The organism is Synechococcus sp. N32, assembly GCF_900473895.1.
In the GTDB taxonomy this organism is placed as follows: domain Bacteria; phylum Cyanobacteriota; class Cyanobacteriia; order PCC-6307; family Cyanobiaceae; genus Parasynechococcus.
Genome location: NZ_UCND01000015.1, coordinates 360282 through 372813, shown reverse-complemented (window position 1 = coordinate 372813; position 12532 = coordinate 360282). Strand labels below are relative to the sequence as shown.

The 12532-nt window shown below is 61.8% G+C and carries 17 protein-coding genes; 10 read left to right on the top strand and 7 right to left on the bottom strand.

Translation table 11 applies throughout. The annotated features are described in order from the left end of the window. Positions 1 to 15 precede the first annotated feature (15 nt). The 3 genes from ispG to DXY35_RS10530 are packed head-to-tail and all read right to left on the bottom strand — an operon-like array spanning position 16 to position 2194. Complete coding sequence (gene ispG, locus DXY35_RS10540; RefSeq protein ID WP_115082246.1) at positions 16 to 1212, bottom strand: (E)-4-hydroxy-3-methylbut-2-enyl-diphosphate synthase; 1197 nt, start codon at positions 1210 to 1212, stop codon at positions 16 to 18. A 5-nt stretch (positions 1213 to 1217) separates the two neighbouring features. Next, positions 1218 to 1796 (bottom strand): uracil-DNA glycosylase, encoded by a 579-nt coding sequence (locus tag DXY35_RS10535; protein WP_115082245.1) that lies wholly within the window; start codon positions 1794 to 1796, stop codon positions 1218 to 1220. After that, positions 1793 to 2194, bottom strand: a complete 402-nt coding sequence (locus DXY35_RS10530) for a VOC family protein (RefSeq protein ID WP_115082244.1) — start codon at positions 2192 to 2194, stop codon at positions 1793 to 1795. The genes DXY35_RS10535 and DXY35_RS10530 overlap by 4 nt, the downstream gene beginning before the upstream one ends. Positions 2195 to 2280: 86 nt before the next feature. Between DXY35_RS10530 and DXY35_RS10525 the strand changes: the two genes are divergently transcribed. The 6 genes from DXY35_RS10525 to DXY35_RS12830 are packed head-to-tail and all read left to right on the top strand — an operon-like array spanning position 2281 to position 7527. Then, complete coding sequence (locus DXY35_RS10525) at positions 2281 to 3459, top strand: pyridoxal phosphate-dependent aminotransferase (protein WP_115082243.1); 1179 nt, start codon at positions 2281 to 2283, stop codon at positions 3457 to 3459. Between the two features lie 27 nt (positions 3460 to 3486). Then, a complete protein-coding gene (locus tag DXY35_RS10520) occupies positions 3487 to 4410 on the top strand; it encodes a putative selenate ABC transporter substrate-binding protein (RefSeq protein ID WP_115082242.1) in 924 nt (307 codons plus the stop codon). After that, positions 4407 to 5111 (top strand): ATP-binding cassette domain-containing protein, encoded by a 705-nt coding sequence (locus DXY35_RS10515; protein ID WP_115082241.1) that lies wholly within the window; start codon positions 4407 to 4409, stop codon positions 5109 to 5111. The genes DXY35_RS10520 and DXY35_RS10515 overlap by 4 nt, the downstream gene beginning before the upstream one ends. Continuing rightward, positions 5090 to 6622, top strand: a complete 1533-nt coding sequence (locus DXY35_RS10510; RefSeq protein WP_115082240.1) for a phosphonate ABC transporter — start codon at positions 5090 to 5092, stop codon at positions 6620 to 6622. Before DXY35_RS10515 ends, DXY35_RS10510 begins: the two co-directional genes overlap by 22 nt. Then, positions 6619 to 7305: a GDSL-type esterase/lipase family protein gene (locus tag DXY35_RS10505; RefSeq protein ID WP_115082239.1), complete on the top strand. Its 687-nt coding sequence runs from the start codon at positions 6619 to 6621 to the stop codon at positions 7303 to 7305. The genes DXY35_RS10510 and DXY35_RS10505 overlap by 4 nt, the downstream gene beginning before the upstream one ends. Positions 7306 to 7359: 54 nt before the next feature. Next, entirely contained in the window at positions 7360 to 7527 is a 168-nt protein-coding gene (locus DXY35_RS12830) for a hypothetical protein (protein WP_011364263.1), read from the top strand. Positions 7528 to 7530: 3 nt separating this feature from the next. On the opposite strand, the gene DXY35_RS10500 is transcribed toward DXY35_RS12830, so the two are convergent. Next, positions 7531 to 7695 carry a PCP reductase family protein gene (locus DXY35_RS10500; RefSeq protein ID WP_115082491.1) on the bottom strand — a complete coding sequence of 55 codons (165 nt, stop codon included), beginning with the start codon at positions 7693 to 7695 and terminating at the stop codon, positions 7531 to 7533. A 113-nt stretch (positions 7696 to 7808) separates the two neighbouring features. Between DXY35_RS10500 and DXY35_RS10495 the strand changes: the two genes are divergently transcribed. Then, a complete protein-coding gene (locus DXY35_RS10495) occupies positions 7809 to 8534 on the top strand; it encodes a sigma-70 family RNA polymerase sigma factor (RefSeq protein ID WP_170950600.1) in 726 nt (241 codons plus the stop codon). Here DXY35_RS10495 and DXY35_RS10490 read toward each other — a convergent pair whose 3' ends face one another. Continuing rightward, a complete protein-coding gene (locus DXY35_RS10490) occupies positions 8535 to 9254 on the bottom strand; it encodes a TIGR00297 family protein (protein WP_244273111.1) in 720 nt (239 codons plus the stop codon). Positions 9255 to 9340: 86 nt separating this feature from the next. Between DXY35_RS10490 and DXY35_RS10485 the strand changes: the two genes are divergently transcribed. Further along, positions 9341 to 9757 (top strand): hypothetical protein, encoded by a 417-nt coding sequence (locus DXY35_RS10485; protein ID WP_115082236.1) that lies wholly within the window; start codon positions 9341 to 9343, stop codon positions 9755 to 9757. Here DXY35_RS10485 and DXY35_RS10480 read toward each other — a convergent pair. Further along, a complete protein-coding gene (locus DXY35_RS10480) occupies positions 9747 to 10511 on the bottom strand; it encodes a 16S rRNA (uracil(1498)-N(3))-methyltransferase (RefSeq protein WP_244273109.1) in 765 nt (254 codons plus the stop codon). The genes DXY35_RS10485 and DXY35_RS10480 overlap by 11 nt on opposite strands. Next, a complete protein-coding gene (locus DXY35_RS10475) occupies positions 10471 to 10920 on the bottom strand; it encodes a DUF3531 family protein (protein ID WP_115082235.1) in 450 nt (149 codons plus the stop codon). The genes DXY35_RS10480 and DXY35_RS10475 overlap by 41 nt, the downstream gene beginning before the upstream one ends. Positions 10921 to 10961: 41 nt before the next feature. Between DXY35_RS10475 and DXY35_RS10470 the strand changes: the two genes are divergently transcribed. Together DXY35_RS10470 and hslO are read left to right on the top strand one after the other, a co-directional pair. Beyond that, positions 10962 to 11600 carry an ABC transporter ATP-binding protein gene (locus DXY35_RS10470; RefSeq protein ID WP_115082234.1) on the top strand — a complete coding sequence of 213 codons (639 nt, stop codon included), beginning with the start codon at positions 10962 to 10964 and terminating at the stop codon, positions 11598 to 11600. A 14-nt stretch (positions 11601 to 11614) separates the two neighbouring features. Further along, entirely contained in the window at positions 11615 to 12532 is a 918-nt protein-coding gene (gene hslO, locus DXY35_RS10465; RefSeq protein WP_115082233.1) for an Hsp33 family molecular chaperone HslO, read from the top strand.

Here is a 12532-nt window from a genome sequence, read left to right as displayed (position 1 = left end):
TTCAGACTAACGAGATCAGGCGGGCTCCACCCAGCGACCGTCCTCTTTGATCAACTGGATCAGAGCTTCAACGCCCTCAGCTTCAGGCACCTTGCGGATTTCATCACGACCGCGATACAGAGCAATGGTCCCAGGCCCTTTGCCCACGTAGCCGTAATCAGCATCGGCCATCTCTCCGGGCCCATTGACGATGCATCCCATCACAGCAACGTCAAGACCCTGGAGATGCTTGGTGGCATCCCGCACCTTGTGCAACACCTCCTCGAGATTGAACAGGGTGCGACCGCAGCTGGGGCAGGCGACGTACTCGACCATGGTCTTGCGCAGACCCAGCGATTGAAGAATCGAGTAGCAGACGGGGATTTCCTTTTCAGGGGCCTCCGTCAGTGAGACCCGGAGGGTGTCTCCCAATCCATCGGCCAGCAGTGTGGCGATGCCTGCGGTGCTCTTGATCCGGCCGTAATCACCATCACCGGCTTCGGTCACGCCCAAGTGGAGTGGGTAATTGAAACCTTCCTTGTCCATGGTGTCCGCCATCAGGCGGTAGGCCGCGAGCATCACCGGAGCCCGCGAGGCCTTCATCGAAATCACGATGTTGTGGAAATCAAGCTCATGGCAAATGCGCACAAATTCCATCGCTGATTCGACCATCCCCTCAGGGGTGTCGCCGTAGGTGAACAGCATCCGCTCCGCCAGGGAGCCATGGTTCACACCAATTCGCAGCGCCTTGTTCTGATCCCGCAGCAGGGTGACCAAGGGCTCGAACGTCTCACGGATGCGCTGGCCGATGGCGGCAAATTCTTCTTTGCTGAACTCCTTCCGATCGGGATCGGGCTTGTCGAAAACAAATAGCCCTGGATTGATCCGAACTTTGTCGACATGCTTGGCGACTTCAAGGGCGATTTTGATGCCGTTGTGGTGGACATCCGCCACCAGGGGAACCATGCAGCCCTGCTCTCGAAGTGCAGCACGAATTTTGGCCATGGCCTTCGCATGGCCAATCGAAGGCGTCGTCACCCGAACGATTTCACAGCCAGCTTCCACAAGCCGAAGGATTCCTGCGACAGACCCATCTATATCGAGGGTGTCCTCGTTGATCATCGACTGAACAACCACAGGATGCTCACTGCCGATCGGCACATCACCCACCATCACGGTGCGGGTCACACGTCGATGGATCTTGGTGTCGTAACGCCGATCCAGGGCAGTCATGAAGCTCAGTTAGAAGCAACCCAAGGCTCGCACAGGCGCTGTTGGACTGCGGCCAGGTCCTGTTGTGTCAGATCCAGGGGCGCGCCGGCTTCTTTGGAGGGATTGCGCAGCAGATAAGAGGGGTGAAAAATCGGCATCACAGCCCGTCCATTCCAGCTCTGCCACTGCCCACGAAGCTGGGTCATCCCCCCCTTGATGCCAAGGATGGTCTCCACAGCGGTGGCTCCCGTCAGCACGATCACCTTGGGGTCAACGGCCTCCAGTTGAAGGTCAAGCCAGGCCCGGCAGGCGGCCAACTCAGCTTTTTTCGGCCGTCGGTTGTTGGGCGGCCGGCATTTGATCGCGTTGCAGATGTAGAGGTCATGCTCGGGATCCAGATCCACATCCCGCAGCAGTTGATCGAGGGCACGTCCTGAACGGCCGACAAACGGGACGCCCTGAGCATCTTCCTGAGCCCCTGGTGCTTCACCGATCAGCATCAGATCCGCTTTGGGATTGCCGCGGCTGATTACGACGTTATGGCGCGAACTGGAGAGGTCACAGGCAGTGCAAGAACTGCAGGCCTCCAGGCTGGAGAGAGTCATGACATCGGAGCAACAGATTCCAGGGGAGCCAGGAGCAACAGGGGATTGCCCTCCGGATCGTGGATCCAGGCCTCAGCACCAAAGGGCTCAAGCCGCGCCTCCTCGAGGAGCGATCCGCCACGCTGCAGGGCGTTGCTGAGCAGCCGTTGCAGTTCAGGCAGGGGCTCCTGCGATGGGGAGAGCCGCAAGCAGGGCGCCAGCGCTCGCCCTCGGGCTGGAAAAGAGCGCCGGCGTGAAGGCCTGTAGATCTCCAGCTGGGTGCCATCGCTGAATTGAACGATGCAGTGGTGCTCCGCCAGCCCAGGCTTCAACGTGGCTTGAAACAGCTCGCTGTAGAACGTCGCCAACCTGGCGCTGTCTTCCGCAGCCAAGACCCAGCTGATCTGTATCGCATTCATGGGCGCTGAGAAATCAAGGTTGTCTGCGACACCATCTGCGGCAGGATGATGACGTTTTAAACGCACCGCGGGGAGGTGCGTTACCGATGCCGCGCCCGCCAGAACTTTCCGACCGGGCTGTCGCCCTCAAACCGTCGCTGACGCTGGAGATCAGCGCCAAGGCCAAAGCACTGCGCGACAGCGGTAAGGACATCTGCAGCCTCAGTGCCGGTGAGCCGGACTTTGCGACGCCTGCATTCATCGTTGAAGCGGCCCAGCGTGCTCTGGGATCCGGCTTCACCCGCTACGGCCCCGCCGCGGGGGACCCCGATCTGCGTGCTGCTCTGGCCCACAAACTGAGCGTCGAAAACGGGATTCCAACCCAGCCCGAGCAGGTGCTGGTCACCAACGGTGGCAAGCAAGCCATCTTCAACCTGTTCCAGGTGCTGCTCAATCCCGGCGACGAAGTTCTGGTGCCGGCGCCCTATTGGCTGAGCTATCCCGAGATGGCGGCCTTGGCCGGGGCGAGCACCAGGATCATCCCCACCAAAGCGGAGGAAGGCTTCCGTCTCGACCTCGATCTGCTGGAGCAGCAGATCACCCCACGCAGCCGACTGCTGGTGATCAATTCCCCTGGCAACCCCAGCGGCCAGGTGATGACACGGGCCGAACTGGAGGCCCTGGCCGCGCTGGTGGCCCGTCACCCCCAGCTGATGGTGATGAGCGATGAGATCTATGAATATCTCCTTGCCGATGGTCAGCAGCACTGCAGCTTTGCGGCCATTGCCGAAGAGATCCGCTCGCGCTGCTTCACCGTGAACGGCTTTGCCAAAGGCTGGGCGATGACCGGCTGGCGCCTCGGTTATCTGGCTGGAGATGCTGCCGTGATCAAGGCTGCTTCAGCCCTTCAGAGCCAGAGCACCAGCAATGTGTGCAGCTTTGCTCAACGGGGCGCACTGGCGGCGATCGAAGCGCCTCGAGATTGCGTGCGCGAGATGGCCATCAGCTACAACCGCCGCCGAACTCTGCTCACTGAAGGGCTTCAGGCTCTGGAGGGCATCACCCTGATGTCTCCTCAAGGGGCCTTCTACGCCTTCCCCCGCCTGCCGGACGGCATGCCCGATTCGATGGAGTTCTGCCGGCAAGCCTTGGAACAGGAAGGCCTGGCCGTGGTTCCGGGCCTGGCCTTCGGCGATGACCGCTGCATTCGACTCTCCTGTGCCGTAGCGGATGAGACGATCAACAATGGACTGATGCGACTGAAGCGGCTGCTTCGCTCCTTCTGATCCGATCTGATCACTTCCTTTTTCTGAATGTCTGTACGAGAACGCAGGGCCGTGGTGGCCACCGGTTTGATTGCCGGACTCGCACTCACGGCCAGTGTTTCAAGTTGCAGCGCACCTCAGAACGACGCCAAAAAGGCCGTTCTGCAGATCGGTGCCATCCCCGACCAGAACCCCGAGAAACTCAATCGCCTCTACGGCACGCTCTCTGCGGAACTCAGCGAAAAGCTGGATGTTCCCGTGCGGTATGCGCCGGTGAGCAATTACGCGGCGGCGGTGAGTGCCTTCCGCACCGGCAGCCTTGATCTTGTCTGGTTCGGTGGACTCACCGGTGTGCAGGCCAGGCTGCAGACGCCTGGATCCCGGGTGCTGGCGCAACGGGACATCGATGCAGAGTTCACCAGTGTGTTCATCGCCAATGGCGCCAGTGGTTTGCGCCCCTTCACCAGTGCCGACCAACTGGTTGAGCTGAAGGGACGCCGACTGGCCTTCGGTTCGGAGAGTTCCACCTCCGGCCGCCTGATGCCCCAGTTCTTCATGGGGGAAAACGGCGTGAAACCTGAGGATCTGGCGGGGGGCGGCCCTGGCTTCAGCGGAAGCCACGACGCCACCGTTGCTGTGGTGCAGAGCGGTGCCTACGAGGTGGGCGCCTTGAATGAGCAGGTCTGGCGCAGCAATGTGGCGGACGGCCGCGTGGATCCAGGCAAAGTGTCGGTGATCTGGAGGACACCGCCCTATGTGGATTACCACTGGGTTGTACGACCCGGTCTGGATGAGCGCTTTGGCGATGGTTTCACCGACAAGCTCCGGAGAGCGTTGCTGGACCTTTCGGCAGACACAGAGAACGGCGCCACGATTCTTGAGTTGTTTGGTGCCGAACGCTTCATCCCCGCCAAGGACGAGGACTACGTGATGATCGAAACGGTGGGACGCCAACTCGGAAAGATCCGTTGACGGCGCTGCTGGAGCTGCACCAGGTCTGCCTGGGGCAACGGCTCCAACCGATCACCCTCACCCTTCGTGCGGACCAGCGTGTGGTTTTGCTCGGTGCCAGTGGCGCCGGCAAAACCACATTGCTGAAGCTCTGCAACGGGGCCTTAAGCCCCGATGCAGGATCCGTGCACTGGTGTGGTCGGCCCCATCAGCAGTTGTCCCGTCGGCAACGGCGCCAAATCGGCACGCTCTGGCAGGACCTGCGCCTGGTGGAGGAACTGAGTGTGATCCAGAACATCAACAGCGGTGCCCTGGGACGCCATGGGCTGCTCTGGGCGATTCGGAACCTGCTGGGTCCGCTCGACCCAAACACCTGCCTGGAGCTGATGCACCAGGTGAAACTGGAGGCCGATCTGCTTGAACAGCCCGTGCGTGAGCTCTCCGGAGGGCAGCGCCAACGGGTGGCTCTGGGCCGTCTGTTGCATCAGCGGCCTGAACTCGTGCTGGCGGACGAGCCCCTCTCCGCCCTTGATCCCAGCCTCGCCGAAGACGTTCTCAACACCCTGCTTCTCTTGCCGGGCTGTCTGATCAGCCTGCATCGGCCGGATCTGATACATCGGTTTGATCGGGTTCTGGGGCTCCGTGGTGGTGCCCTGGTGATCGATGCGAATCCAGACACCATTCATCGGGATCAGCTGGAATGGCTCTACGCATCGGCCTGAAACCAGCCCTGCCGCTGATCCCATTGCTGCCGGGCCTCAGCCTGCTGGGCGTTCTTGGGGTGCTGTTGCGCGATGGTCACGGCGGCGGACGTTCAGTTCTTCAACAGTTCGCGGCTGGGGCCGTGCAGCCCTGCATCGATCCCATCGTTCTGGGCAGCTTGCTCAACGGACTTCAGATCACCCTGGTGATTGCCGTGATGTCTTGGGGCATCAGCAGTGTTCTCGGCGTGGGTCTCGGCCTCCTGAGCTCAAGCACGTTCTGGGAGATCCTGGCTGGCGTGCGTTGGCCTGCCCTGATCTTGCGCCGTTGGCTGACCCCCCTGCGCGCAGTACATGAACTGATCTGGGGGCTTCTACTGCTGCAGGTGTTCGGACTAAATGGCTGGGTAGCGGTCTGCGCCATCGCGATTCCTTACACGGTTCTGATGGCACGGGTGATCGCCGATCAGGTGGACTGCCACGTTTCACCGGCCATCCCCGTCCTCAAGGGAGCCGGCGCCACGCCATGGGCCGTGATGCTCACCGGGCTGGTCCCACCACTGGCAGAGCCGATCAGCGACCACATCGGCCACCGCCTTGATTGCGCGCTTCGTTCAGCCTTGATTCTGGGCGTTTTCGGCCTCGGAGGACTGGGGACAGACCTCAGCCTCAGCCTGCGATCACTCCAATTTCAGGAGCTGTGGAGTGGCCTGTGGTTGCTGGCCATCGCCATGGTGGTGCTCGACCGATTGCTGCGAACGCTGCGCAACTGGTCACGCATGCTGATTCTGCTGGTGGCCGTAGCCGGCCCCTGGGTCGCCCTCGGCTGGGGAACACAGCTGGATCTGCAGCTGGCCTGGCCAGTGGCTGAGGGGTCGATGGTTATGGGCAACCTCATCGACGGATCCCAGGGATTCAATGCTGCCCTTGAAATCTCCTGGCCCGGTGTAATTGGTGCCACGGTGTGGATCACCCTGATCGCCGGTTGTGTTGCCACCGGCCTTCCACCACTGCTGCTGCTGGTTTGGCCCAGCCAGGCCAGCCTGCGTTTGCAGGGAGTGGTGTGGGGGGCGTTGCGACTGATCCCGGCTCCTCTCACTGCACTGCTGCTGCTGATGCTGTCCAAACCAAGCCTGGCCCTGGCGGGGCTGGCCCTGGGGCTGCACCACGGCGGTGTGATGGGTCGGGTGTTGATCGACGACATCCGCAGCACGGGGGGGCGTTCCGCCCAGACCATGAAGGCCTGCGGCGCCCCCAACCGGGTGAGCTGGCTTTACGGCCCCCTGGCGGATGTGAGTCGCGCTTACCTCACCTATGCGACTTACCGATTGGATGTGATCCTGCGCGACACCGCGATCATCGGCATGGTTGGGGGAGCCGGTTTGGGCTGGCAGCTGATGGAGGCCCTCAGCTCATTTCATTGGTGGTTGGTGCTGTGGATCGTGCTGATCTCCGCAGTGCTCACACTGCTGGGTGAGAGCCTGGGGGAACGACTTCAGGGGAGCTGGAACAGCCGGGCCATGGCCTTATGAGCGGTGCGAACGACGCCCCCCGTCAGCTGATCGTGCTCGGGGACAGTGGCGTGCATGGTTGGGGTGACCGTGAAGCGGGTGGCTGGTGCCAGCGACTGCGCCTGCGCTGGATGAACCTGCCCAGCGCACCAGTGGTGTACCCCCTGGGCATCCGCGGGGATGGCCTGGAACGCGTGGCCGCCCGCTGGCGCAGCGAATGGAGCTGCCGCGGCGAACTGCGTCGCCAAACGCCGGGCGGACTTCTGCTCAGTGTCGGGCTGAATGACACAGCCCGCGTTGGTCGAATCGACGGCAGACCCCAACTGGATGTGGAGGCCTTTTCGTTCGGCCTGGGACAACTTCTCAATGAGATGACCCAGGAGGTGCAGGTGTTTGTGCTGGGCCTCATTGCGGTGGATGAGCACGTGATGCCCTTTGCCGGCTGCCTCTGGTACAGCAACAGCCAGATCGCGGCCACGGAGGCCGTGATGGCCGAACAGTGCCGTGAGGCCGATGTGCCCTTCCTGTCCATGCATCAGGAGATGCAGGAGGAGCCCGACTGGTTGACCTGGATGGAACCCGATGGGATCCATCTCAATGCCGATGGCCACCGCTGGCTCGACCAGCGCTTAGGCCAATGGGAACCTCTGCAGGAGTGGGCCGGACTCGCTGCGCTTAACACATCAACACCTATCAGCATGTAAACGAGACCCACAGCGGCGACTAATGTGTGGCTCTCCTGACATTGGTGATCGGACTTGGGACCTGACCGCTCTGCACAACGCGCTGCCGGCCACCCCCCTGCCCAGCGCAAAACCACCCTCAAGTGGGACGAAAACGGTGAACTCACAGCCCTCGACATGGCACGCATCGTTGACCGCTTGACCCAGCCGGAACTGCAGCGCTGCGATCTCGACCCCTCCTGAGGATCAGCTCGGGGCCATGGCCTGCTTGGCGGATTTGTAGAAATCCAGGTCAATGTCGGAACGTCCGTCGGAATCCGCCATCGCCTCCACCCGTTTACGAACAGCAGGCCGCACGAAGAACGGAACATCTTTCTTGAGTGCTGCCAGTGCTTCTGGTTGCCAGTCCATCAATCCAAAACCGTTGCACCCATGATCCGGCACGAAAGTGCCGATCTGCGGCACCAAAGGGCCGACCGCTTCGGGGCTGAGGGTTGAACCGCTGGATCAGTTGCACTGATCCCTTGATTTCTCAACGTCACCTGCGGCATGAGTCCCGGCGTGGACTGCCGCCCTGCATTGCACGGCGCAATCAGCAGGCTCTCAAGCACCTGGGCCTGGCCCACTGCGCGGCCCGTCGCCAACAGCAACGCGGGCCTGAAGAGTTCGACGACCTGCTGCAGGAGTCCCGGGTTGGATTGATCCGTGGCCTTGAACGGTTTGATCAACAACGAGGCCTCCGCCCCAGCAGCTATCTGCTCTCGCGGGCCACCGGCCAAATCCTCCACTACCGCCGGGATCGATCACGCATGATTCGGATTCCCTGGCGACTGCGTGATCTTTACGCAGCCGGAATGAAGATCCAGCGCGAACGCGAACAGAACCGGCAACCGCTTCTCAGCGATCAGGACCTTGCAACCGAACTCTCGGTTCGACCAGAGCGCTGGGCCGCCGCCGTTGAGAGCCATGGAGCCAGCCAGGTCGTCGACCTGTCTGCCAGCCCTGGAGAGCCAGCAAGCTCGAGGGCGGAGGATGAACACCTGGACTGGCTGAAAAGCGTGCTGCACCAGGTGGATGGCCTGGCCGGCACCGTGCTGCAAGCCCACTTGATCGAAGGCCAGACCCTCAAGGATCTGGCTCAGGCCATGAATTGCAGCCGTTCATCCCTGCGCCTTCATCTCCATGAGGGCGTACAACTGCTGCAGCAATGGGCCCAGCGCGATGGTCTGATGCCCATCCAAACCAGCTGATCAGAGCACCATCAGCAGCATCGCCAGAACTGCGGCCAGGAGGGTCTGGAGAGCATTGACCAGCTCATTGCTCAACCAGGCCACGCGATCCTGCACCAGAGCACCGAGCAGGCTTTCGCCGAGGGTCGCCACCAGGCCAACCAGCATCACCAGCACTGCCACAGGCCATGAAGGAACCAGCTGCAGGGCCAGCATCACCAGGGTCATGGCGATGCTGCCGGCGGCACTGGCCAGGGTTCCCTCAAGGCTGATGGCTCCTTCGGTTCCTGGTGGAACAACCCGCAGGCTGGTGATCAACACCGTGGTGCGCCCGAATCGTTTGCCAATCTCACTACCGAAGGTGTCGGCCAACTTGGCGGCAAAACTCGCCGCAAAACCAACCAACATCAGCTCACGGGGCTCGACACCAGCACCGATGAGCAGTGCCAGGAAGGCTCCAACGGCCGCAGAACCCCAGACGTTTTCAGGGCCGCGCTGCCCACCGCGGGCTTCGGCAAGACCTCGGCTCTGCTTGTTCTGAAAGCCGATCTTGGTGACCAGACTTCCCATACAGAGATAGGCGACCACGGCCAACCAGCCCGACCACCCCAAACACCCCCACAGGATCGTGCCCAAGGCAGCTGCATGAACCCAACCACTGCGGGTGAGCACAGATGTCCGCTGCGCCAGGGCGATCAAAACCGTGTTCACCAGCAGGGCCTGAAACCAGAGTGCTGACATCACACCGTGTTGCAGTGCCCTAAGCATCTCCTGCCTGCGGCCATTGCAGAGGGAGAATCGGGTGCGTTCGTTCTCTGGTCGACCGGATGGTGTTCAACAGCAACAAGGGCTTTTTCCTCACCCTGGATGACGCCGCTGCTCCGGCCACCCTCGAGCTGCCTCAACAAGAGGCTCCAGCCACCGAAGAGGCACCGGTCGAGGCAGCTGTGGTCGCAGCCTCCGAGCCCTCAGAGGTTGCCCAGCCTTCAGCCCCCGAAGCTGTTGAAGAGACCGTTGCAGAAACCAGTGCTGCATCCAGCGCTCAGCCCGCAACCTCACTCACCACAGCAGAAGCGATCGCCGCTGAACTGGCTGCAGCAGAGGCATCCCGCCCGGCGGTGACCTACTCCACCTTTGCCCCCAGCAACCTCATGCCTGGTGGCGGACTGCGCCAGCGCAGCCGCCGGCCTGGAGCAGCTCTGAAATCCTTCCGGGGGATCGCTCAGGATCTGTTCAAGAGCTGATCAGCCGATCACGCCAACGAACCAATTCCACGGCACCAGCCACCGCGGCCGTCGAACTGCGCAGGATGGTTGATCCCATCTGGACAGGCTGAATCTGGGCTTGGGTGAACTGCTTCAGTTCCTCTTCGGTCCAGCCCCCTTCCGGGCCAACCATGAGCCATGTGAGCTGACCAGGATCGGCCTGATGACGCAACCATTGATCCAAGGCCGGTGGTGCCGTCTCGCGGGTCACCCCCACCAGACGCTGGCCCCGCTCATCGCCCATCCATTGGGATAGGTCTTTGAGATCGAGCAGCTGTGGCGTCCACAACCGTTCGCACTGCTCCACCGCTTCACGAATGATCGTGGCCCAGCGCTCGGGTCGGTGGTCGGCCTGGGGAACACAGCGATCGCAGCGCAGGGGCTGAATCCGGTCAATCCCGAGCTCACAGGCCATCCGGACGACCTCATCCATCCCCCGCCGCATCAAGGCCACGGCCAGACCCAGCTGAGGTTGGGCCTGGGGCTCAATCAGTTGCGCTGGCCGATCGAGCTCGAGCAGCTTGGGTTCCATCAGGGTTGCGGTCGTGAGCCGGCCGCAACCATCGATCAGATCCACCTGCTCGCCACAGCGCAGACGCAACACTCTTCGCAGGTAGTGCTGCTCTTCGGAGTTGAGCAGAACCGATCCACCCTGCTCCAGGCGATCCGACGACAGAAGCAAGCGCCGGCGTTCAGCCACCGGCAGGGAAAACACTGTCGGGATGGTCTTCAACCGGCCAATTCTCATTGACCCCACCAACGACCAGCTCTTCGATCTGAACCACGTCGGAGTCCAGTTGACGCAGGGCATTGATCAGAACATCGATGGCAACTCCATCCGACGTACCGAGATCAACCCAGCAACGTCCCCAGTCGTTCTGGTACTCGAGCTGCCCCATGTTGTGCATCAGGGCTGGCATCGCCGACTCAGCCCCATCGTTGTCGTAGGTCATCCAACTGAGATCGGAGCCCGCGTCATGCACCTGCAGGTTTTCTGCGTTGAAGCCGCCCAAACGCCCGATCACGTACCAGCTGTCGAAGACACCATCGACGTAATTCCGTTCTCCCTGACTGGGGGGTTCCGAGAAACGGATCCATAACCAGCAATTGAAGGGATCGACTTCACGAAAACGAATGTCCATGGGGCCATCGCGACACCGTCATCATCGTTCAAGCTGAACGCATGCTCGAGCTCTCAGGAATCATCTATGCACCTGCGACTGCGGGTGCCCCCATCCTCGACGGCGTCGGTTTTCAGACGCAGAAAGGACGGCCGCTGCTGATTGCAGGCACCAGTGGATCCGGAAAGACATCGCTGCTGGAAATCATCAGCGGCCTGGCATCAGCCACATCCGGCAGCATCCTCTGGAACGGCAGCGCAATGAAACGACGGCAGCTGCGCTGGCTTTGCGGCATTGTCTTCCAGTTTCCCGAGCGCCATTTCCTCGGGCTGAGCGTGGCTCAGGAACTGCGGCTGGGGCATCGGCGGCTCGGTCATGAGCGCGAACAGAGCGTGCTCGAGCGGGTTGGCCTCGACAGCATCGCCTCCACAACGGCGCCAGAACGGCTGAGCGGCGGACAGCAACGGCGGCTTGCCCTCGCCGTGCAAATGCTCCGCGGCGCTGAAGTGCTCCTCCTGGATGAACCCACAGCAGGTTTGGATTGGTCGGTGCGACGGGACGTGCTTGATCTGCTCGCCAGCCTCGCCCGTGAGCAGGTGTTGATCGTGGTCACCCATGAACCCGAGCTGTTTCAGGACTGGGACTGCCAAAGACTGCGCTTGCAGGGCGGACGGCTCGAACCGATGACTACATTGCCCTGAGCTTCCGAGGGGATATGGCCGACCGGCTGGTGCGCGCAACAGCCGCTGAGGGCGGCATCCGGTTGGTGGCGGTATCAACAACCAACATCGTGCGTGAGGCCAGGGAGCGCCATGGCCTGTCGTTCCTCACCAGCGTGATGCTTGGACGAGCCATGGCCGCTGGATTGATGCTGGCCAGTTCGATGAAGGTGCGCCACGGCCGGGTGAACCTGCGCCTCGGTTCCGACGGACCGATCAAGAACTTGATGGTGGATGCCGGCCGTAACGGAACCGTTCGTGGGTACGTGGGCGAGCCGGGCCTGGAACTCGACCCGATTCAGGATGAAGCAGGCCATTTCAGCTTCAACTTCAAGGAGGCCGCTGGCACCGGCTACCTCCACGTGATGCGTGATGACGGCAAGGGTGAGCCCTTCAACAGCACCGTTGAACTCGTCAGTGGAGGCATTGGTGAGGATGTGGCCTCCTATCTGCTCCACTCCGAACAGACTCCTTCAGCCGTGTTTGTGGGTGAGCAAGTGAACAGCGCCGGCATTCATGCCAGCGGTGGCCTCCTGGTTCAAATCCTTCCCAAAGCAGCGGAAGAGCCGGCCCTGGTGGAGCTGATTGAACAGCGTTGCCGCGAGATCACTGGATTCAGTCAGCGGCTGGCGGCAAGTGGAGACCAGCTGGAGGATCTGCTTCGGGACGTCTTCCCCGACCTTGATCCCAAACCCCTCGACGATGCTGAGGCCAGTCAAGAACTTCGTTTTTTCTGTCCCTGCAGCCGTGAACGCAGCAAAGCGGCACTGCTCCTGCTGGGCAGGGACGAACTCACCGACATGCGTGACAAGGACGGTGGCGCGGAACTGACCTGCCACTTCTGCAACAACCGTTATGACGTGAGCGCTGCGGAGCTGCAGGAGCTGATTGACGGCCTACCGACGGCTGCCTGA

Coding starts and splice junctions, on each gene's coding strand:
- DXY35_RS10505 (WP_115082239.1), top strand. CDS start 6,619: ATGAGCGGTGCGAACGACGCCCCCCGTCAGCTGATCGTGCTCGGGGAC.
- DXY35_RS10525 (WP_115082243.1), top strand. CDS start 2,281: ATGCCGCGCCCGCCAGAACTTTCCGACCGGGCTGTCGCCCTCAAACCG.
- DXY35_RS10510 (WP_115082240.1), top strand. CDS start 5,090: ATGGCTCTACGCATCGGCCTGAAACCAGCCCTGCCGCTGATCCCATTG.
- ispG (WP_115082246.1), bottom strand. CDS start 1,212: ATGACTGCCCTGGATCGGCGTTACGACACCAAGATCCATCGACGTGTG.
- DXY35_RS10490 (WP_244273111.1), bottom strand. CDS start 9,254: ATGTCAGCACTCTGGTTTCAGGCCCTGCTGGTGAACACGGTTTTGATC.
- DXY35_RS10535 (WP_115082245.1), bottom strand. CDS start 1,796: ATGACTCTCTCCAGCCTGGAGGCCTGCAGTTCTTGCACTGCCTGTGAC.
- DXY35_RS10520 (WP_115082242.1), top strand. CDS start 3,487: ATGTCTGTACGAGAACGCAGGGCCGTGGTGGCCACCGGTTTGATTGCC.
- DXY35_RS10485 (WP_115082236.1), top strand. CDS start 9,341: ATGGTGTTCAACAGCAACAAGGGCTTTTTCCTCACCCTGGATGACGCC.
- DXY35_RS10500 (WP_115082491.1), bottom strand. CDS start 7,695: ATGGACTGGCAACCAGAAGCACTGGCAGCACTCAAGAAAGATGTTCCG.
- DXY35_RS10470 (WP_115082234.1), top strand. CDS start 10,962: ATGCTCGAGCTCTCAGGAATCATCTATGCACCTGCGACTGCGGGTGCC.
- hslO (WP_115082233.1), top strand. CDS start 11,615: ATGGCCGACCGGCTGGTGCGCGCAACAGCCGCTGAGGGCGGCATCCGG.
- DXY35_RS10475 (WP_115082235.1), bottom strand. CDS start 10,920: ATGGACATTCGTTTTCGTGAAGTCGATCCCTTCAATTGCTGGTTATGG.
- DXY35_RS10530 (WP_115082244.1), bottom strand. CDS start 2,194: ATGAATGCGATACAGATCAGCTGGGTCTTGGCTGCGGAAGACAGCGCC.